Origin of the sequence: Kitasatospora sp. NPDC001527 (assembly GCF_040298605.1) — a bacterium.
Lineage (GTDB): Bacteria > Actinomycetota > Actinomycetes > Streptomycetales > Streptomycetaceae > Kitasatospora.
In genome coordinates, this window is record NZ_JBEPAM010000046.1 from 17,607 (window position 1) to 37,180 (window position 19,574).

Below are 19,574 nucleotides of genomic sequence, written 5' to 3' on the forward strand. Positions count from 1 at the left end.
GTGACGGGCGTCCCGGGGGCGGTACCGCTCCCCGGGCCACCGTCGGCCGGGTCAGCGGTCCCGGTTGAAGCGGGTCGTCACGAAGAGCAGCAGCAGAAGGACGAACAGCGCGGCGCCACCCGTCAGGTACGGGTTGAGGCTGTCGTGGTTGCCCCCCTCGCCCTCGTTCGCGAGGAGGTTCAGGACGGGGAGTGCGGCGGCAGTGCTCATGGTCGGCGGGACCTTCTCGGCTCGGATGGCGGGCAGGGGTGTCGTACGGGCCGGTGAGGGCCCACCCGTCATCGTACGGGGGGTTACACGGCAACCGCTCGGCGGCCCACCGCGTCTGAACCGCCGTGAGCCGGGGCCCGCGGCCGGTGGGCGCCGGGGCCGGTCAGTTGTTGCGGCCGGCCCGCAGCAGGATCCAGGCCAGCAGGCCCACGCCGACGAACGAGGCGATCACGATGATCCGCAGGAAGAGCCCGGGGCCGTCCTCCGCGGAGATCGGAGCGGCCAGGCTGGCAAGGGCGGCGGTGGACATCTGCGGGGCTCCTCGGACTGCTCGGTGCCGTGGCCTGAGGTGGCCCGGCTCTCCCGGGCAATCAGGGTAAACCGCCCTCACACCGCGGCCGCCCACCGCCCCCGCGGGCGCCGTCCGCGCCGCCCCGGACGGCGTCCCCGCCACCCCGGGCGCGCCGGCGGGGACGAGTGCGCAACCACGGACGTTGTCCGGACAGTCGTTGCAGGCGAAGAACCGCGGGGGCCGGCCGGGGGCCGGGGCCGCCGTCGACAGGGAGGCATCACACCATGACCGACACGACCACGAAGACCCCGAGCCGGCGCCGCCAGCGCTTCCCGGAGATCTCCACCCGGGCCTGGGAGCACCCGGCGGACCGCTCGGCGCTCGTCGCGCTGCGCAAGCTGACCGGCTTCGACGACGTGCTGAAGCGGCTCGCCGGCCTCGTGTCCGAGCGCTCGATCCGGCTGATGTTCCTGGCCACCGCCGTGAAGACCTCCGAGCGGCAGTTCCCCGAGCTGCACAACATGGTCCGCGACGCCGCCTACGTGCTCGACCTCGACAAGGTGCCGGACCTCTACGTCACCCAGGATCCGGCGGTCAACGCCTACTGCATCGGTATCGACTCGCCGGTGATCGTGGTGACCAGCGGCCTGGTGGAGCTGCTGGACGAGGAGGAGCTCCGCTCGGTGATCGGCCACGAGGTCGGCCACGCGATGTCCGGGCACGCCGTGTACCGGACGATGCTGATGATCCTCACCAACATCGCCACCCGGATCGCCTGGGTGCCGCTCGGCAACCTGGCGATCATGGCGATCGTCACCGCGCTCAAGGAGTGGTTCCGCAAGGCGGAGATCTCCAGCGACCGGGCCGGCCTGCTGGCCGGGCAGGACCTCCAGGCCTCGATGCGGGCGCTGATGAAGCTGGCCGGCGGCCACGACGTGGCCGAGATGAACGTGGACGCCTTCCTGGAGCAGGCCGCCGAGTACGAGAAGGCCGGCGACCTGCGCGACGGCGTGCTCAAGCTGCTGCAGGTACTGCCGCAGAGCCACCCGTTCGCGGTGGTCCGGGTCGCCCAGCTGAAGAAGTGGGCCGAGAGCGAGGAGTACCGCTCCATCCTGGCCGGCGCCTACCCGCGCCGCACCGACGACCCGGACGCCTCGGTCGGCGAGCAGTGGCGGGCCGCCGCCGAGCACTACACGACCTCGGTGAAGGAGAGCAAGGACCCGCTGATGGGCCTGATCCGCGACGTCGCGGGCGGTGCGGCCTCGGTCGGCGGCAAGCTCCGGGACACCTTCACCGGCGCCGCGCGCGGCAACGGAAACGGCAGCAGCAACGGCGGCGGCAAGGACGGCGGCTCCGGCGACAACGGCTGAGGCAGCCCGCAGGAACGTTTCGGCGGCCCCCACCACCCGGCCGGGGGCCGCCGACGCACCGCCGCCGACGCACCGCCGCCCGCGTCGGCCGCCCGTCTCAGCTGCCCGCCAGCACCCCGCACACCTGCCAGGCCGGCCGCGCGTGGTTGCCCGGATCCACCGCCTGCGGCCCGGCCGGCGGCGCGGTGGTGTCCGTGCCCGCGAGCACCGGCTGCACCACCCCGGCCAGCGAGCCGTCGCACGGCGCGGGCCCGGCCTGCAGCACCGAGTCCACCAGCCGCAGCTGCGCCGCCGCCAGGTCGACCCGGTCGAACTCGAAGGTCAGCTGGCGCCGTACGGTCTCCAGGGTCACCGGCGCCCCGCTCGGCGCCCCGGCCGCCTTCAGCGCGTAGACGAAGGTGTGGTCGGTGGTGATCCGCAGCGTGCTGCTGTCCGTCTCGTCGATCCGCATCGCGCCCGCCACCTTCACGGTGTCCGCGGCCAGCGCGACCTGCGTCGGGTCGAAGCGGACCAGCCAGCCGGTCAGCGCGTGGTGCCGGTCGTCGACCGGCTGGGCCACGCTCGCGTCGAACTGGGCCTGCTCACCGGGGGTGACGAAGGCCCGCACCTCCGCGGTCGACCCCTGCACCAGCACGGCGGGCGACAGCGAGGACGCCACCAGGTAGCGCTGCACGGTGTCGAGCGCCTTGGTCACCTCCACCCGGGAGAAGTGCCCGGTGGCCGCCCCGGTCGGCGTCCCCAGCCCGACCGCGCCGTCGCTGTAGCCCGGCGGCAGACCGGCGAACGGGCTGGCCGGATCGGCGGCCGGATGGACCGCCGAGGCCGGGCTCAGCGCCACCAGGCTGACGGTCAGCTGGCTGCCCTGCGGGCGGGCGGTGGGCCGCACCGGCGAGCTGACGCCGAAGTACACCGCGGCACCGAACGCCAGCAGGATCACCAGCAGCAGCGCCAGCGCCTGCCGGGGCACGGTGCCCAGCGGCCCCAGCCTGACCTTCGGCCGGGTGGGCCGGCCGAACGCGCCGGACAGCCGCTCGCGGGCCGACAGTTCCTGGATCCGGGCAGCCCGGACGAACGATTCGTCGAAGACGACGGACCGGTACTCGTCATCGTTTCCGGAACCACCCTCGGGCGCACCCTCCGGGGGTTCGCGCGGGTCACCCATGACACCAGGGTAAGGCGCGGGATCGCCCCTCCACGAGGGTCCTGCCGCAGTTCACCGGGTACCCTCCGTGACCGCTCGCGGCCGCCCGGGGCACACCGGGGCGCCCCTTCGACCGCCCGCGCCGCCCCGTCGTTCAGCCCGTCGGCGCGGTGACCACGAGCGACGGCTCGGCCGGCGACGGCGCCGGGTCGGCCCCGGGGCTGCTGCTGCCGGACTCGGGACGCCGCGGCGCACCGCCGGCCCCGCCCACGCCCTGGTAGATCGCCGCGACCGCCACCGCGACCAGGCTCACGCCCATGATCACGGCGAGCACCCAGGCCACCGGGCGGTGCCAGCGCTGCTGGGCGACGTACCGGCCGCGGCCGGCACCGATCGGGTCGAAGCCGCCCGGTCGCCAGCGCCGCGAGCGCCGGCCGGGGCCGGTCCACGGATCGGGGAAGCGGTGGTCGTCGTCGAGCCGGCTCGGGTACGGGCGCAGCTCCAGCGGCAACCCGTCCCCGGCCGGGGCGTCGTAGCCCCAGCCCGGCCCGGTCGCGTCCGGCTCGAAGCGGGCCTCGGCGGCGGCGAGCTGCCGCTCCTTGGCCGTCGGCTCGTGCACGGCGGCGGACCGCACGAAGGCCTCGTCGAAGACCACGGTGGCGAACTCGTCGTCCGCACCACCGTGGTCGGCACCGTCGGGGTACGGCAAGCCCCCCACATCGTCAGCCACGGATTCAGCGTATTACCGGGCGGGCGATTTGTCTGGGGCTCGGGACAGTTGGTCCGTCACTCGTGTGAAGGCGGGCCGGCGGCGGCCGGGCCGGGCGGGCTCAGCCGGCGTCGGCGGCGCCGCCCACGGTCGGCGTCGCCGCGCCCCGGACGTGGCCGTCACCAGTGACGATGTACTTGGTGCTGGTCAGCTCGGGCAGGCCCATCGGGCCGCGGGCGTGCAGCTTCTGGGTGGAGATGCCGATCTCGGCGCCGAAGCCGAACTCACCGCCGTCGGTGAACCGGGTCGAGGCGTTGACGGCCACCGTGGTCGAGTCGACGAGCTGCGTGAAGCGGCGGGCGGCGGCCTGCGAGGTGGTGACGATGGCCTCGGTGTGGCCGGAGGTCCAGCGGCGGATGTGCGCGACGGCGGCATCCAGCGAGGGGACGACGGCGGCCGCGATGTCGTACGACAGGTACTCGGCCTCCCAGTCCTCGTCGGTGGCGGGCAGCACGGTGGCGGCGGAGCCCTCGGCGGCCTTCAGCACCGCGTCGTCGCCGTGCACGGTGACCCCGGCCTCGGCGAGCGCGGCGAGCGCGAGCGGCAGGAAGGCCTCGGCGATGTCCTGGTGGACGAGCAGGGTCTCGGCCGCGTTGCAGACGCTGACCCGCTGGGCCTTGGAGTTGAGCAGGATGCCGACGGCCATCGCGAGGTCCGCCCCGGCGTCGACGTAGACGTGGCAGTTGCCGGTGCCGGTCTCGATGACCGGGACGGTGGAGCCCTCGACGACGGCGCGGATCAGCGAGGCGCCGCCGCGCGGGATGAGCACGTCGACCAGGCCGCGGGCGCGCATCAGCTCCTGCACGGAGTCCCGGCTCTCGCCCGGGACGAGCTGGACCGCGTCGGCCGGCAGCCCGGCGGCGGCGACCGCGTCGCGCACCACGGCGACCAGCGCGGTGTTGGAGCGGTAGGCCGAGGCGGAGCCGCGCAGCAGCACGGCGTTGCCGGACTTCAGGCAGAGCGCGGCGGCGTCGACCGTGACGTTGGGGCGGGCCTCGTAGATGATGCCGACGACGCCGAGCGGGACCCGGACCTGCCGCACGTCCAGGCCGTTGGGCAGGGTGTAGCCGCGCACGACCTCGCCGACCGGGTCGGGCAGGCCCGCCACGTCCCGGACGTCGGCGGCGATGGCGGCGATCCGCTCCTCGGTGAGGGTGAGCCGGTCGATCACCGACTCGGCGGTGCCGGCCGCGCGGGCGCGCTCGACGTCCTCGGCGTTGGCGGCGGTGATCTCGGCGGCCCGGGCGACCAGGGCGTCGGCGACCGCCCGCAGCGCGGCGTCCTTCACGCCGCGCGGCAGCGGGGCGAGCGCGGCGGCGGCCTCCCGGGCTCGGCGCGCTACGGCGAGGACGGGGCTGTCTGCGGTGGCGAGGTCGCTGGTCATGCGCCCAGGGTAGTGGAGGGCCCGGGCCCTCCCCCGCCCCTTTCCGCCCGGTGAGACGGCCCGCCCCGCGGCACGTCAGCAGGGGGAGTCAGTAGGGGTAGACCCCGCCCAGTTGCGGGGGCGGGCCGGCGAAGCCCTCGGCGACCCGCTTGTGGTAGGTCGCCCGGTCCACCACCTCCAGGCCGACGATCTCCCACGGCGGCAGCTTGGCCGTCGCCTTGTGCTCACCCCACAGCCGCAGCGCGATCGCCGCCGCGTCGTGCAGGTCGCGGGCCTGCTCCCAGTAGCGGATCTCGGCGTGGTCGGCGGCGTAGCGGGCGGTCAGGAAGAACGAGTGGTCGTGCGCCAGCCGCTCCAGCCCGGCGCGCAGCTCCGACAGCGGGGTGACCGGCCCGGCCACGCTGAGCACCACGTGCCAGAGCCGGGCCTGCTCCGGGCCGCCGGGCGGTTCGGCGGCGGGGCGCCGCTCCGGGCGGAGCCGGTGCACCGTGCCGGATCCCTGGGGCGGCGGACCGGCCGGCCCGGCGGCGCCGGCGTCCCCGCCGCCGTCGAGGCTGGTCAGCCGCCGGCCCGCGGTCCCTCCGGTCAGCGCTGCCTCGCGCCTGCGTTCCACCGGCGGCCTCCTGTTCGGCGATGTCGTGTCGTCGTACCCGCCGGCCCCGGCCGGCGCGCGTACGACCGCGCCCCACCTCGCCCGTGGCCGGGCGTGCTCCCCGCGCGGAGCCGCCCGCGTTCCGGCGGGTCCGGCGGCGGGTCAGCCGCGCAGGACGACCAGGTCGTCGCGGTGGACGACCTCCCGCTCGTAGGCGGCGCCGAACTCCTGGGCCAGGTCCCGGGTGGACCGGCCGAGCAGGCGGGGCAACTCCCTCGCATCAAAGTTGACCAGTCCGCGCGCCACGATGTGGCCGTTTTCGGCAAGAAGGTCCACCGGATCACCCGCGGCGAACTCGCCGTCGACCTTGGTGACCCCGGCGGGCAGCAGCGAGGCACCGCCGGAGACGACGGCCTCGACGGCGCCGTCGTCCAGGTGCAGGGTGCCGCGGGGGCTGCTGGCGTGGGCGAGCCAGAGCATCCGGTCCGAGGAGCGGCTGCCGGTGCGCAGGAACAGGGTGCCGGTGGGGCGGCCGGCGAGCGCGTCGGCGGCGTGGCTGGCGGCGGTGAGGACGACGGGGATGCCGGCGCCGGTGGCGATCCGGGCGGCCTCGACCTTGGTGACCATGCCGCCGGTGCCGACCCCGGCCTTGCCGGCGCTGCCGATCTCGATGCCGTCGAGGTCGTGCGGTCCGGAGACCTCGGCGATCCGGCTGGTGCCGGGGCGGGACGGGTCGCCGTCGTAGAGGCCGTCGACGTCGGAGAGCAGCACGAGCAGGTCGGCGCGGACCAGGTGGGCGACGAGGGCGGCCAGCCGGTCGTTGTCGCCGAACTTGATTTCGGCGGTGGCGACGGTGTCGTTCTCGTTGACGACCGGCATGGCGCCCATCGCGAGCAGCTGGTCGAGGGTGCGGTAGGCGTTGCGGTAGTGGGCGCGCCGGCTGGCGTCCTCGGCGGTGAGCAGGACCTGGCCGACGCGCAGGCCGTAGCGGGCGAAGGAGGCGGTGTAGCGGGCGATCAGCAGGCCCTGGCCGACGCTGGCGGCGGCCTGCTGGCGGGCGAGGTCCTTGGGGCGGCGCTCCAGGCCGAGCGGGGAGAGGCCGGCGGCGATGGCGCCGGAGGAGACGAGCACGATCTCGGGGGCGCCGGGGCGGGTGCGGACCTTGGCGAGGGCGTCGACGAGGGCGTCGACCCGGTCGGCGTCGATGCCGCCGGCGGCCGTGGTGAGTGAGGAGGAGCCGACCTTGACGACGATGCGCCGCGCGGTCAGCACCTCCGCCCGCAGTTCGTCCTCGCTCATCTGGGGTTTCGCCCTTCCGGTGTGGTGCGCTGGCGGCGGGCCCTGGCCCGGTCGTATCCCCCGCAATCTACGCGATCGGCACGCCCGGTCCGCACCCCGTTCCAGCGGCCGGACAGCGCCCGCGAGGGCCGCCGGACGCCCGACGCCGCGTCAACGGCGAAGCCCCCGGCGCCCGTTGGAAGGGCGGCGGGGGCTTCACCGGTTTCACGGACCGGACCGGACTCAGTCCTCGTCGTCGCCCTCGATGGCGGCCTGGCGGCCGCTGGAGAGCGCCTCGAAGGCGAGGTACTCGGCCTCGGCGGCGTCCCGGCCCTTCTGCTTGTCACGGCGGCGGTCGACGGCCGGGCGCTGGGTCTCGAAGCGGTGGTCCTCGCCGCGGCGGCCGAGCATCTCGGCGCCGGCGGCCATGGTCGGCTCCCAGTCGAAGACGACGGCGTTCTCGTCGGGGCCGATGACGACGGTGTCGCCCTCCTGGGCGCCGACCTTCCACAGCTCCTGCTCGACGCCCAGGCGGGCGAGCCGGTCGGCGAGGTAGCCGACGGCCTCGTCGTTCGAGAAGTCGGTCTGCCGCACCCAGCGCTCGGGCTTGCTGCCGCGGATGTGGTAGGTGCCGTCCTCCTCGGTGATGGTGAAGCCGGCGTCGTCCACGGCGACGGGCCGCAGCACGATCCGGGTGGACTCCTCGACCGGCTTGGCGGCGCGGGCCTCGGCGACGATCTGCGCCAGGGCGAAGCTGAGTTCGCGCAGGCCCTTGCGGGAGGCGGCGGAGACCTCGAAGACGCGGTAGCCGCGCTCCTCCAGGGAGGCGCGGGTGAGGTCGGCGATGTCCTGGCCGTCCGGCACGTCGACCTTGTTGAGGGCGACCAGGCGCGGCCGGTCGTCGAGACCGCCGTACTGGGCGAGCTCGTCCTCGATGGTCTCCAGGTCGCTCAGCGGGTCGCGGCCGGGCTCCAGGGTCGCGCAGTCCAGGACGTGCACGAGCACCGAGCAGCGCTCGACGTGCCGCAGGAACTCCAGGCCCAGGCCCTTGCCCTGGCTGGCGCCGGGGATGAGACCGGGGACGTCGGCGATGGTGTAGACGGTGTCGCCCGCGGTGACCACGCCGAGGTTGGGGATCAGGGTGGTGAACGGGTAGTCGGCGATCTTCGGCTTGGCGGCGGAGAGCACCGAGATCAGCGAGGACTTGCCGGCGCTCGGGTAGCCGACGAGGGCGACGTCGGCGACGGACTTGAGCTCCATGACGATGTCGCGGGCCTCGCCGGGCTCGCCGAGCAGCGCGAAGCCGGGGGCCTTGCGGCGGGCCGAGGCGAGGGCGGCGTTGCCGAGGCCCCCGCGGCCGCCCTGGGCGGCGACGAAGCTGGTGCCGTGGCCGACGAGGTCGGCGAGCACGTTGCCCTGCTTGTCGAGGACCACGGTGCCGTCCGGCACGGCGAGGACGAGGTCCTGGCCGTCGGCGCCGGTGCGGTGGCCGCCCGCGCCGGGCTTGCCGTTGGTGGCCTTGCGCTTGGGCGAGTGGTGGTACTCGAGCAGGGTGGTGACCTGCGCGTCGACGACGAGGATGACGCTGCCGCCCTCACCGCCGTTGCCGCCGTCCGGGCCGCCGAGCGGCTTGAACTTCTCGCGGTGCACGGAGGCGCAGCCGTGGCCCCCGCTGCCCGCGGCGACGTGGAGCTCGACGCGGTCCACGAAGGTGGTCATGGGTGTGCCTCCGATACGAAGAAGATGATGCTGCCTGCGGTAAAGCGCGAAGGGTGGACCGGAACATTCCGGCCCACCCTTCAGTGTGAGTCAGGTGTGACTCAGGCCTCGACGGCCACGATGTTGACGACCTTGCGGCCGCGGCGGGTGCCGAACTGCACGGCACCGGCGGTCAGCGCGAACAGGGTGTCGTCGCCACCGCGGCCGACACCGGCACCCGGGTGGAAGTGGGTGCCGCGCTGGCGGACGAGGATCTCGCCGGCGGAGACGACCTGGCCACCGAAGCGCTTCACGCCGAGGCGCTGGGCGTTCGAGTCACGGCCGTTGCGGGTAGAGCTTGCGCCCTTCTTGTGTGCCATCTGGCTATCCCCTTACTTGACCGAGTCGATGCTGGTGATGCGCACCGCGGTGTGCTGCTGGCGGTGACCCTGGCGACGGCGGTAGCCCGTCTTGTTCTTGTAGCGCAGGATGACGATCTTGTCACCCTTGGTCTGGTCGACGACCTCGGCGTGGGCCTTCACGCCGGCCAGCACCCACGGGTCGGAGGTGACGGCCTCGCCGTCGACCACCAGGATGGTGGAGAGCTCCACCGAGTCACCCGGCTTGGCCTCGATACGGTCGATCTCCAGCACGTCGCCGACGGCGACCTTGTGCTGGCGGCCGCCTGCGCGAACGATCGCGTACATGCGGTACCTACTTTCCCAACTCGGTCGGAACTCCTGATGCCAGCCACCTGGGTACGGACACAGGGGACCTCTCCCGCTGGACTCTTGCGAGACCCGGGAGGTGATGTGCTCGGGAGCAAGGCGTAGACACGCCAGTGGTCAAGAATACGGACCGGCCGCCGCGGGGGCAAACCGGCCCGTACGGGCCCGGGGCGGACGGGGTCCGCCCCGGGCCGGGCACTACTCGGCCGCCGTATCACCCTCGGCGGCCGCCGCCTTCTTGGCCGCCGCGCTCGTCCGCTTGGTGGCGGTCTTGCGGGCGGTGGTCTTCTTCGCCGCCGTCGTCGTCTTCTTGGCGGCGGTGGTCTTCTTGGCGGCGGTCTTGCGGGCCGCCCGCTTCTTCGGCGCCGGCGCCTCCTCGGCGGGCTCCTCGGCCGCGGCCGGCTCGGCGGCGACGGCCTCGGCGGCGGTCTCGGCGACCGGCTCGACCGGGGCCTCCGCCACGACCGCCTCGGCCGGCTCGACCGGCTGCTCGTCGGCCGGAGCCTGCGCGGCCGGGCTGACGGCCGCGAGGGCCGACTCCAGCGCCGCCTCGGCCTTGGCCTGGAGCACCACGATCTCCGCCTCGCCCGGCGCGCCGGCCGGAGCCGTGGCCTTGCGCACCGCCCGGCGGCGGGGCCGCCCGGTGGGCGTGGTGACGGGGGCCGGCTCGACCGGGGCCTCGACGACCTCGGCCTCGGCCACGACCGGCTCGGCGACGGCCTCGGCCGGCGCCTCCTCGGCACCCGGCACCTCGATCGCCAGCTGGCCCTCGATCTCCTCGCGGACCGGCGCCTCGACGGCGGCCTCGACGGCCTCCACCGGCTCGACGGCCTCGACGACGGCCTGCGGCTCCTCGTGCGCCGCGCCGCCCTTGCCACGGCGCCGGCGCTTGCCGCCGCCCGGGCCCGCCTCGGCGGCGGCCGTGCCGCCACCGCCGTGCACGTGGGTGCTCGGCTGCTCCATGTGGACAATCACACCGCGGCCGTTGCAGTGCACGCAGGGCTCGGAGAAGGACTCCAGCAGCCCCTGGCCGACCCGCTTGCGGGTCATCTGCACCAGGCCCAGCGAGGTGACCTCGGCCACCTGGTGCTTGGTCCGGTCCCGGCCCAGGCACTCCAGCAGGCGGCGCAGCACCAGGTCGCGGTTGGACTCCAGGACCATGTCGATGAAGTCGATCACGATGATGCCGCCGAGGTCGCGCAGCCGCAGCTGGCGCACGATCTCCTCGGCCGCCTCGATGTTGTTCCGGGTGACCGTCTCCTCCAGGTTGCCGCCCTGGCCGACGAACTTCCCGGTGTTGACGTCGATGACGACCATCGCCTCGGTGCGGTCGATCACCAGCGAGCCGCCGCTGGGCAGCCAGACCTTGCGGTCCAGCGCCTTCATCAGCTGCTCGTCGATCCGGTAGGTGGCGAACACGTCCACCTCGGAGGTCCACCGCTGGAGCCGCCCGGCGAGGTCCGGCGCCACGTTGGAGACGTAGTCGTGGATGGTGCTCCACGCCTCGTCGCCGGAGACGATGACCTTGGTGAAGTCCTCGTTGAAGATGTCGCGGACGACCCGGACGGTCATGTCCGGCTCGCCGTACAGCAGCGCGGGGGCGTTGCCGGTCGCGGCCTTCTTCTGGATGTCCTCCCACTGCTGCTGCAGTCGCTGGACGTCGCGGGTCAGCTCCTCCTCGGAGGCGCCCTCGGCGGCGGTGCGCACGATCACGCCCGCGTCGTCCGGGACGATCTTCTTGAGGATCTGCTTCAGGCGGGCGCGCTCGTTCTCCGGCAGCTTGCGGGAGATGCCGGTCATCGAGCCCTCGGGCACGTAGACCAGGTAGCGGCCGGGCAGCGAGATCTGGCTGGTCAGCCGGGCGCCCTTGTGGCCGATCGGGTCCTTGGAGACCTGCACCAGCACGGACTGGCCGGACTTCAGCACCGACTCGATCCGGCGCGGGCCGCCGTGACCGCCGAGCGCGCCGAAGTTGACCTCGCCGGCGTACAGCACCGCGTTGCGGCCCTTGCCGATGTCGACGAAGGCGGCCTCCATGGACGGCAGCACGTTCTGGACCTTGCCCAGGTAGACGTTGCCGACGTACGAGGTGGCCTGCTCCTTGTTGACGTAGTGCTCGACGAGCACGCCGTCCTCGAGGACGCCGATCTGGGTCCGCTGGCCGTTCTGGCGCACCACCATGACGCGCTCGACCGACTCGCGGCGGGCCAGGAACTCGGCCTCGGTGATGATCGGCACCCGGCGGCGGCCCAGCTCGCGGCCCTCGCGGCGGCGCTGCTTCTTGGCCTCCAGGCGGGTGGAGCCCTTGATGGACTGCACCTCGTCCGGGTCGAAGGAGGGCTCGGTGGAGCGGCGGCGCGGCTCGCGCACCTTCACCACCGTGCGGACGCCGTCCTCGGTGGTCTCGGCGGTTTCGACGGCGCCGGCCTCACCACTGCGGCGGCGACGGCGGCGACGGCGGCGCGACGAGGACAGGCCGGCGGCGAGGTCGTCGTCCTCGTCCTCCTCGTCGGCCGGCTCCTCGACGGCGGACTGCTCGGTCTCGGGCGCCTCGGCCTCGCCCTCCTCCGCCTCACCGCGACGGCGGCGGCGGCCACCCCGGCGGCGGCGGCGCGACGGGCGGCCGTCCTCCCACTCGTCCTCGGCCTCGGGGCCGGTGGCGGGGGCCTCGACGGCGGCGGGCGCCTCGGCGGGCGGCTCCTCGGCGACGGGCCTGGCCGCGACGGGCTTCTCGGCGACGGGCTTGGCCGCCGCCGGCTTCTCGGCGGCGGGCTTCTCCGCGGCGGGCTTCTGGCGGGCCGGGGTCTGCACCCGCACCGAGGTGCGGACGCGGCGGCGGCGGCCGACGCCGCTGTACTCGAACTCGTCCTCCGGCTCGCGCTCCGCCGGCGCGGCGGGCGCCTCGGCGGCGGCCGGCTGCGGGGCCGCCGACTGCGGGGCGGCCGACGCGGACGGGGCGACGTAGGGGGCGGGCTCCTGGAAGACCGGCGCCTGGAAGATCGCGGTGGACGGGCGGACCGCGCGGCGGCGCACCCGGTGCGGCGGCTCGGCCTCGGCGGCGGGCGCCGGGGCGGGCTGCTCGGCGGCGGGGGCCTCGGCCGGGGTCTCCTCGGCCTCGGGCTCCTCGACGGCGGGCTCCTCGGCCACCGGCTCCTCGACGGCGGGGGCGGCCTCGACCACCGGGGCGGCCTCGACCACGCGGCGGCGGCGGGCCCGGCGCGCCGGGGCGGCCGGGGCCTCCTCGGCGGGCGCCTCGACGGCCGCCGGCTCGACGACCGGCGCGGCGGCCGGCCCGGGCTCGGCGACGGCCTGCACCGGCTCCTCGACCGGCGCGGCCTCGGCCTTCTTGCGGGTCCGGCGGGCCCGCACGGGCTTCTCCGCCTTCTCCGCCGTCTCGGGCGCCTCGGCCGTCTCGACCTTCTCGGCCGCCTTGGCCTTCGCCGTCTTCCTCGCCTTGCCGGCGCCGGCCGCGACCACCGTCTCGCCGGCGTCCGGCGCGGTGACCACGATGGCGGTGGCCTCGGGCGCACCGGCGGGCGCCTCGGCACGCTTGCGGGTGCGGCGGGCCCGCACCGGCTTCTCCGCGGCCGGCTCGGCGGCGGGCGTCTCGGCGGCGGCCGGCGTCTCGGCCGGCTTCACCTCGGTCTCGGCCGCGATGACCGTCTCGGCGCCCTCGGCGGCCGCGCCCTGGGGCGCTCCGGCCGGGCGGGACACCGCGCGGCGGCGCCGGCGCGGCGGCGCGGCGGACGCGCCCTCGCCACCGGTCGCGGCGGTGTCGTTCGGTTCCGTTGCCGCAGACTGCTGCGGATCGGTGTTCTCGAGCATGCGGGTGGATCTCCCGTCAGGCCCCCGGGCTCCGCATCCGGGCACGGCACGGCACCGGTGGCCGGCCGGCATCACGACGATGCTCGGGCCGGACCCTCTCACGGTGCCGCCGTGCGGACGCGAGGCCGCACAGGGGCTCGTAGTCTCGCTCGGCGCCCCGCGCTCGGCGGGGTGTCGAAAGTCTTCTGGTCTGACCAGTCTTCTGAGGTTTTCCCAAGCTGCGCCGTTCCCCAACCCCGGGTGGCTCCCGGACGGGGTCCTCGGGCCCACCGACCCTCGGGGTCGGCGGGCCGCAAGAGGCCGGCCTGTGCTTCGACGACGCTCGCTCCCCTGGGGAGCCGCGGGGGCCTGGAGGACCAGCGGGCCCAGTGGGGAACTGGACCCGGCCTCCGCCCGCTAGGCGGACGCGGTTGCGCGCGGCTCGCCGGCCGCCACAGGGCCGGCCGGGGCCGCGGCGCGGTCGAGCGCCAGCGGGTCGGTCACCGTGCCGGTCCCCTCGTCGAGCGGCCCCTGCGCCAGCCTGGTCACCTCTGCGGGGACCGGCGGCGCCAGGTCGGCCGTCGCACGGAGACCGGACAACACGTCGTCGGGTCGTACGGCGGGTGTGGCGTGTCGTACTACCAGGCGCAGTATCGCACAGGGACGCCCGGTCCGAACATCGCGGGCCTCTTCGCCCGCCGTGTCCGCACCGCCGTCGACCTGCGCGGGGAGGACTTCGAGAGCCGCCACCGCGCCGCGCGCGTCGAAGACCCGGACGCCGTTCTTGGTGAGGCGTTCGACCTCGACCCGCTCCTCGGCGAGGAACGCCGCGACCGCGCGGCCCGCCTCCTGCGGCTCGACCCCGTCGAGCCGCACCCGCCACTCGGAGGCCTCCAGGCGCTCCACGAAGTTGGGCGTGCGCACCTCGACCGCGTCGATCACGTCGAGGCCCCCGGGCAGCGACTCGTCCAGTTGGACGCGCAGCTCCTCGGGGTCGCGGGGGGCGGCGAGCCCGATCTCCAGGTACTCCGCCTCGCTGGCCACACCGGTCGGCGCGGCGTTGGCGTAGGACACCTTGGGGTGCGGGGTGAAGCCGGCCGAGTAGGCCATCGGCACCGCCGACCGGCGCAGGGCGCGCTCGAAGGCGCGCTGGAAGTCGCGGTGGCTGGTGAAGCGGAGCCGGCCGCGCTTGGTGTAGCGGAGACGGATCCGCTGCACCGTCGGCGCGGGCGGCGGACCGTCGGGCGTGCGGCGTGCCAGGTCGCTCAGTCCTTCGTCAGTTTTTCCCCGTCCGCAGCGGCGGGGTTCTCCCGCCACCGTCCGGACGCTGTCACCTCAAAGGGTACGCGCCCCGACCCACCCCTCGCCCCGCCCCCGGCCGACGCCCGGCTCTCAGGCCGGCGCCCCGGGCTCCGCGAGCCACCGGGTCCTGAGCCCGGGACGCCAGTCGTGCGCTTTCGATCGGGCCGGGCAGAGCGTTCCGCCTCGGTCGACGGAGCGCCCCCTCGGACAGGTCCGACGGGGCGCTCCGGATGTACGAACTACTTGTTCACCACGGTGAGCGGCAGGAGCTTCTTGCCGGTGGGGCCGATCTGGATGTGGGTGTCCATCTGGGGACACACGCCGCAGTCGAAGCACGGGGTCCAGCGGCAGTCGTCGACCTCGACCTCCTCCAGGGCGTCCTGCCAGTCCTCCCAGAGCCAGTCCTTGTCGAGGCCGCTGTCCAGGTGGTCCCAGGGCAGGACCTCCTCGTAGCCGCGCTCGCGGGTGGTGTACCAGTCGACGTCGACGCCGGTGCCGGCCAGGCCCTTCCCGGCGGACGCCATCCAGCGGTCGTAGGAGAAGTGCTCGCGCCAGCCGTCGAAGCGGCCGCCGTCCTCGTAGACCGCGCGGATGATCGCGCCGACCCGGCGGTCACCGCGGGAGAGCAGGCCCTCGACGATGCCGGGCTTGCCGTCGTGGTAGCGGTAGCCGATGTTCTTGCCGTACTTGCGGTCGCCGCGGATCGAGTCGCGCAGCTTGGCCAGGCGGGCGTCGGTGGCCTCGGCGGACAGCTGCGGGGCCCACTGGAACGGGGTGTGCGGCTTGGGCACGAACCCGCCGATGGAGACGGTGCAGCGGATGTCGTTCTGGCCGGTGACCTCGCGGCCCTTCTGGATGACGTTCTTCGCCATCTCGCCGATCTGGAGCACGTCCTCGTCGGTCTCGGTGGGCAGGCCGCACATGAAGTACAGCTTCACCTGGCGCCAGCCGTTGCCGTAGGCGGTGGCGACGGTGCGGATGAGGTCCTCCTCCGACACCATCTTGTTGATCACCTTGCGCATGCGCTCGCTGCCGCCCTCGGGGGCGAAGGTGAGGCCGGAGCGGCGGCCGTTGCGGCTGAGCTCGTTGGCGAGGTCGATGTTGAAGGCGTCCACGCGGGTGGACGGCAGCGACAGGCCGATCTTGTCGTCCGCGTAGCGGTCGGCCAGACCCTTGGCGACGTCGCCGATCTCCGTGTGGTCCGCGGAGGACAGCGACAGCAGGCCGACCTCCTCGAAGCCGGTGGCCTTGAGCCCGCGCTCGACCATCTCGCCGATGCCGGTGATGCTTCGCTCCCGCACGGGGCGCGTGATCATGCCGGCCTGGCAGAAACGGCAGCCGCGGGTGCAGCCGCGGAAGATCTCCACGGACATCCGCTCGTGCACGGTCTCCGCGAGCGGGACGAGCGGCTGCTTCGGGTAGGGCCACTCGTCGAGGTCCATCACGGTGTGCTTGGAGACCCGCCACGGCACACCGGGGGCGTTGGGGACGACGCGCCCGATCCGGCCGTCGGCCAGGTACTCGACGTCGTAGAACTTCGGGACGTACACGCCGCCGGTGCGCGCCAGGCGCAGCAGCAGTTCGTCGCGCCCGCCGGGGCGTCCCTCGGCCTTCCACTCCCGGACGATCCGCGTGATGTCCAGCACGGCCTGCTCGCCGTCGCCGATCACCGCGCAGTCGATGAAGTCCGCGATCGGCTCGGGGTTGAACGCGGCGTGGCCGCCGGCCAGCACGACCGGGTCCTCGTCGGTCCGGTCGCGGGCCTCCAACGGGATGCCGGCCAGTTCGAGCGCGGCCAGCATGTTGGTGTAGCCCAGCTCGGTGGAGAAGGAGAGCCCGAACACGTCGAAGGCGCGCACCGGCCGGTGGGCGTCCACGGTGAACTGGGGGACGCCGTGCTCGCGCATCAGCGCCTCGAGGTCCGGCCAGACGCTGTAGGTGCGCTCGGCCAGGACGCCCTCCTGCTCGTTGAGCACCTCGTAGAGGATCATGACGCCCTGGTTGGGCAGGCCCACCTCGTAGGCGTCGGGGTACATCAGCGCCCAGCGGACGTCGCAGGCGTCCCAGTCCTTGACGGTCGAGTTGAGCTCGCCGCCGACGTACTGGATCGGCTTCTGGACGTGCGGGAGGAGGGCCTCCAGGCGTGGGAAGACCGATTCGACAGTCATGAGTACTAGGAACCCTTACGACGTTCGGGACCGCCGCGCGCTTGGCGGGGGCGACGGCTGGGAGGGGTGACCCTCAAGGGTAGCCGAACCGTCGCGGCCCCCGGCGCGGCCGAGGGCGGGATCCGCGGCCCGGGGCGGGGATCCCGGCACGTGAACGCGGCCCCACCGGCGCTCCACCGCGAGCCCACCGCGGCCCCACCGCGGGTGCCCGACGACTGTTGACACGCTCGGAGCGCGCGTGCGGTACTGGCAAGGCTCCACCGGAAGGTCCTGTGCGCCCCCGGAACGAGGGAGTTGGCCGCGCGCGCACCGGCCGTGCCGGGAGGGCCCGGCGCGAGCCCGCGCCCGTGCTCCCGGCCGAGGCCCCCGACCGCGTCGCCCCGCCCGCCCCCGAGGACAGGAGAGCCATGACCGACACGGGCCGGCGGACGCGCCGGGTCGAAGCCCCCCGCCACGCCACCGGGACCTCAGGCACCGCGAGCTATCCGACGGTGGCGCGCGCGGTCGCCGCGGCCCGCCGGCTGGCCCGCCGCCACCCCGGGCGCTGCCGGGTCCGCGAGGTGGGCCGTTCCCGGGCGGGGCGCCCGCTGGTGCTGCTCTCGGTGGACGAGGGCGAGCACACGGTGCTGGCCGTCGGCGGGCCGCACCCCAACGAGCCGGTCGGCCTGGCCGCCGCCGTCGGGCTGGCCGAGCGGGTGCTGGAGCTGCCGCCCCGTCCGGGGGTCGGCTGGCACGTGCTGCTCTGCCTGGACCCGGACGGCGCCGCGCTCAACGAGGGCTGGCTGCACGGCCCGCTCACCGCGGCCCGGCACTACGAGCACTTCTTCCGCCCGGCCTTCCACGAACAGCCGGAACTGCTGCCGCACCCGGACGGCCCGCTGGCCCCGATGCCGGAGAGCCGGGTGCTCACCGGGCTGATCGACGAGCTGCGCCCGGTCCTCCAGTGCTCGCTGCACGGCGTGGACTTCGGCGGCGCGTTCGTGCAGCTCACCCGGCCGCTGCCGGCCCTGGCCGACCGCTTCGCCCGCTCGGTGGCGCGCGGCGGCATCCCGCTGGACGTCGACTCCTACGACGCGGTCGGCTGGGACAGCCCGGCCCCGGGGACGTACGTGATGCCGGCACCGGGCCGGCGCCGGCAGCCGCTGCCGGACCGACCGGAGCTGTCCACCTGGTCGTACGCGGGGCGCTACGGCGGCACCACGGCGGTGCTGGAGGTGCCGATGTGGGCGGTCGACGCGGTCGGCGACGCCCGCCCGGCGCCGGACGTGCGCGCCGCCGTCGGGGCCTGCGCCGACCGGCTGGGCGGCCGGGTCGCGGAGCTGGCCGCCCTGCTGCCGCAGGTGCCGCCGCACGCCGGGGTGGCGTACGGGCCGCTGCTGCGCGCCGTCGAGTTCAACCTGGCGGTCTGTCTGCCGGTGGTGGAGGACTGGCTCGCCACCTGGTCCTCGGCGCCGCTGACGGTGTCCCGGGTGACGGCGGCGCGGATCGCCGCCGAGCGGGCGCCGCTGCGGATCGCCTCGATGCTGCTGCGGCTGCTCGCGGACTGCGGGGGCCCCGCGGCGGACGCGGCCCGGGCGCGCGCCCGGGGCGTCGTCGCGGCGAGCCTGGAGGGCCTGCACCGGCTGGGCGCCCGCTGGGTGCCGGTGGAGACCCAGGTCGCCCACCAGACCCGGGCGGTGTTCGCCGCCGCCGACCTCCTGCTGCCCCCGGGGTAGCGCCGTCCGGTCGCCGTTCAGGCGGCGGGCAGCGGCAGCAGGAACGGCTCGACCAGGCAGGCCAGCCGGTGCTCGCCGGCCGCCGTCGGGTGCAGGCCGTCGGCGTACACCCCGTCCGCCTCGGCGAGCGGCAGGACGTCACGTCCGTCGACCAGGTGCAGCCGCCGGTCGCCGAGCCGCTGGAGCACCCGCACGGCCGCGCCGGTCAGCTCGCGGACCCCGGCCAGGGTCAGCCCGGCGGCGTTGACCGCGTGTTCCCGCTCCACCGACGGCAGGGCGGCGATCACCGCGATCGGCGTGTCCGGGTGCCCGTCGCGGACGGTCTCGACGAAGCCGCACACCGCCGAGCCCCAGGTGCGGGCGGTGAAGGCCGACCTGATGTAGGCGTTGGTGCCGATCTCCAGGGTGATCAGCTCGGCGGGGGTGTCCCGGACGACCCGGGCGACCACCGGGTCCAGATAGGCCTGCCCGGCGAAGCCGAGGTTGCGCAGCCGCCAGCCGTGCCGGCGCGCGAGCAGCGCGGTCCAGCTCTCCGAGGGCCCGTGCGGGAACATCGCGTGCGTCAGTGAGCTGCCGTAGGCGCTCCAGCGCGGGCCGGTGCGCGCGACCGGCTCCAGCAGCCGGTGACCGCGCAGCCCGACGGCCGCGAGGCGGGTGGGGGACAGGTGCGGAAGCCAGACCTCGATGTCGGCCGGGACGCCGGGCAGGGCGACGGTGAGCCGCGCGCGGCCGGGTTCCGGGCGCCGCCGGTCGACGAGCACGCCGTCGGCGAGGACGTCCAGGGGCGCGCCGCCCGCCTGCGCATCGAGGTCCAGCAGCAGCCGGTCCGCGTCGGTGCGCACCGCGAAGCGGGCGCCGGCCGGCATCGCGGCGAGCCGGTCGAGGTCGTCGCTGAGCGCGGTGGCGATCCGTTCCCGTGGCATCCGCAGCGGCAGCACGGTCCCGCCGGTCCGTTCGAAACCGCAGACACCGTCCCAGCCGAGGCGTTCGTCCGCCGGGTCGAACCACTGCTCCCCCGCCTGCCCGGTCCCGGTCATCGCCCACCCCGAATCCGTCTGTCGGTCAACAATCTGATCCTCCATCACGTATGCTCACCAAAACGTAGAAGACAAAATCATCTACC

At 74.8% G+C, this 19,574-nt stretch carries 16 protein-coding genes; 2 read left to right on the top strand and 14 right to left on the bottom strand.

The window, feature by feature from the left end; all coding sequences use genetic code 11:
- Positions 1–51: 51 nt before the first annotated feature.
- Together ABT238_RS30765 and ABT238_RS30770 are read right to left on the bottom strand one after the other, a co-directional pair.
- The gene (locus tag ABT238_RS30765) at positions 52–210 is read right to left on the bottom strand and encodes a hypothetical protein (protein WP_350569256.1); all 159 of its coding nucleotides are present in this window, start codon (positions 208–210) and stop codon (positions 52–54) included.
- A gap of 163 nt (positions 211–373) precedes the next feature.
- Positions 374–520 carry a hypothetical protein gene (locus ABT238_RS30770; protein WP_350569257.1) on the bottom strand — a complete coding sequence of 49 codons (147 nt, stop codon included), beginning with the start codon at positions 518–520 and terminating at the stop codon, positions 374–376.
- 266 nt (positions 521–786) lie between these two features.
- Between ABT238_RS30770 and ABT238_RS30775 the strand changes: the two genes are divergently transcribed.
- Positions 787–1,872: a M48 family metallopeptidase gene (locus ABT238_RS30775; RefSeq protein WP_350801891.1), complete on the top strand. Its 1,086-nt coding sequence runs from the start codon at positions 787–789 to the stop codon at positions 1,870–1,872.
- Between the two features lie 97 nt (positions 1,873–1,969).
- On the opposite strand, the gene ABT238_RS30780 is transcribed toward ABT238_RS30775, so the two are convergent.
- The 11 genes from ABT238_RS30780 to ABT238_RS30830 form a co-directional block, all read right to left on the bottom strand.
- Positions 1,970–3,034 (bottom strand): SCO2583 family membrane protein, encoded by a 1,065-nt coding sequence (locus tag ABT238_RS30780; RefSeq protein ID WP_350569261.1) that lies wholly within the window; start codon positions 3,032–3,034, stop codon positions 1,970–1,972.
- A gap of 133 nt (positions 3,035–3,167) precedes the next feature.
- Positions 3,168–3,743: an SCO2584 family spore wall biosynthesis protein gene (locus ABT238_RS30785; protein ID WP_350569263.1), complete on the bottom strand. Its 576-nt coding sequence runs from the start codon at positions 3,741–3,743 to the stop codon at positions 3,168–3,170.
- A gap of 100 nt (positions 3,744–3,843) precedes the next feature.
- Positions 3,844–5,166: a glutamate-5-semialdehyde dehydrogenase gene (locus tag ABT238_RS30790; protein ID WP_350801900.1), complete on the bottom strand. Its 1,323-nt coding sequence runs from the start codon at positions 5,164–5,166 to the stop codon at positions 3,844–3,846.
- A gap of 88 nt (positions 5,167–5,254) precedes the next feature.
- On the bottom strand, positions 5,255–5,779 hold the full coding sequence (locus ABT238_RS30795; RefSeq protein ID WP_350569267.1) for a DUF8830 family protein: 525 nt from the start codon (positions 5,777–5,779) through the stop codon (positions 5,255–5,257).
- Between the two features lie 141 nt (positions 5,780–5,920).
- The gene (gene proB / locus ABT238_RS30800) at positions 5,921–7,057 is read right to left on the bottom strand and encodes a glutamate 5-kinase (RefSeq protein ID WP_350801909.1); all 1,137 of its coding nucleotides are present in this window, start codon (positions 7,055–7,057) and stop codon (positions 5,921–5,923) included.
- A gap of 222 nt (positions 7,058–7,279) precedes the next feature.
- Positions 7,280–8,755, bottom strand: a complete 1,476-nt coding sequence (gene obgE, locus ABT238_RS30805; RefSeq protein ID WP_350801911.1) for a GTPase ObgE — start codon at positions 8,753–8,755, stop codon at positions 7,280–7,282.
- Positions 8,756–8,856: 101 nt separating this feature from the next.
- On the bottom strand, positions 8,857–9,114 hold the full coding sequence (rpmA, locus tag ABT238_RS30810; RefSeq protein WP_030309712.1) for a 50S ribosomal protein L27: 258 nt from the start codon (positions 9,112–9,114) through the stop codon (positions 8,857–8,859).
- Between the two features lie 12 nt (positions 9,115–9,126).
- Positions 9,127–9,441 (bottom strand): 50S ribosomal protein L21, encoded by a 315-nt coding sequence (gene rplU / locus ABT238_RS30815; RefSeq protein ID WP_030309710.1) that lies wholly within the window; start codon positions 9,439–9,441, stop codon positions 9,127–9,129.
- Positions 9,442–9,660: 219 nt separating this feature from the next.
- A complete protein-coding gene (locus tag ABT238_RS30820; protein WP_350801917.1) occupies positions 9,661–13,287 on the bottom strand; it encodes an Rne/Rng family ribonuclease in 3,627 nt (1,208 codons plus the stop codon).
- A 396-nt stretch (positions 13,288–13,683) separates the two neighbouring features.
- Entirely contained in the window at positions 13,684–14,484 is an 801-nt protein-coding gene (locus ABT238_RS30825) for a TIGR03936 family radical SAM-associated protein (RefSeq protein WP_350569340.1), read from the bottom strand.
- Positions 14,485–14,807: 323 nt separating this feature from the next.
- Positions 14,808–16,736, bottom strand: a complete 1,929-nt coding sequence (locus tag ABT238_RS30830) for a TIGR03960 family B12-binding radical SAM protein (RefSeq protein WP_350569274.1) — start codon at positions 16,734–16,736, stop codon at positions 14,808–14,810.
- 407 nt (positions 16,737–17,143) lie between these two features.
- On the opposite strand from ABT238_RS30830, the gene ABT238_RS30835 reads away from it, so the two are divergent.
- The gene (locus tag ABT238_RS30835; protein WP_350569276.1) at positions 17,144–18,451 is read left to right on the top strand and encodes a M14 family zinc carboxypeptidase; all 1,308 of its coding nucleotides are present in this window, start codon (positions 17,144–17,146) and stop codon (positions 18,449–18,451) included.
- Positions 18,452–18,468: 17 nt separating this feature from the next.
- Here the strand turns inward: ABT238_RS30835 and ABT238_RS30840 are convergent, their stop codons facing one another.
- On the bottom strand, positions 18,469–19,488 hold the full coding sequence (locus ABT238_RS30840; protein ID WP_350569278.1) for an SGNH/GDSL hydrolase family protein: 1,020 nt from the start codon (positions 19,486–19,488) through the stop codon (positions 18,469–18,471).
- Between the last annotated feature and the right edge of the window lie 86 nt (positions 19,489–19,574).

Coding starts and splice junctions, on each gene's coding strand:
- obgE (WP_350801911.1), bottom strand. CDS start 8,755: ATGACCACCTTCGTGGACCGCGTCGAGCTCCACGTCGCCGCGGGCAGC.
- ABT238_RS30765 (WP_350569256.1), bottom strand. CDS start 210: ATGAGCACTGCCGCCGCACTCCCCGTCCTGAACCTCCTCGCGAACGAG.
- ABT238_RS30770 (WP_350569257.1), bottom strand. CDS start 520: ATGTCCACCGCCGCCCTTGCCAGCCTGGCCGCTCCGATCTCCGCGGAG.
- ABT238_RS30775 (WP_350801891.1), top strand. CDS start 787: ATGACCGACACGACCACGAAGACCCCGAGCCGGCGCCGCCAGCGCTTC.
- ABT238_RS30790 (WP_350801900.1), bottom strand. CDS start 5,166: ATGACCAGCGACCTCGCCACCGCAGACAGCCCCGTCCTCGCCGTAGCG.
- ABT238_RS30835 (WP_350569276.1), top strand. CDS start 17,144: ATGACCGACACGGGCCGGCGGACGCGCCGGGTCGAAGCCCCCCGCCAC.
- ABT238_RS30830 (WP_350569274.1), bottom strand. CDS start 16,736: ATGACTGTCGAATCGGTCTTCCCACGCCTGGAGGCCCTCCTCCCGCAC.
- proB (WP_350801909.1), bottom strand. CDS start 7,057: ATGAGCGAGGACGAACTGCGGGCGGAGGTGCTGACCGCGCGGCGCATC.
- rplU (WP_030309710.1), bottom strand. CDS start 9,441: ATGTACGCGATCGTTCGCGCAGGCGGCCGCCAGCACAAGGTCGCCGTC.
- rpmA (WP_030309712.1), bottom strand. CDS start 9,114: ATGGCACACAAGAAGGGCGCAAGCTCTACCCGCAACGGCCGTGACTCG.
- ABT238_RS30840 (WP_350569278.1), bottom strand. CDS start 19,488: ATGACCGGGACCGGGCAGGCGGGGGAGCAGTGGTTCGACCCGGCGGAC.
- ABT238_RS30820 (WP_350801917.1), bottom strand. CDS start 13,287: ATGCTCGAGAACACCGATCCGCAGCAGTCTGCGGCAACGGAACCGAAC.
- ABT238_RS30780 (WP_350569261.1), bottom strand. CDS start 3,034: ATGGGTGACCCGCGCGAACCCCCGGAGGGTGCGCCCGAGGGTGGTTCC.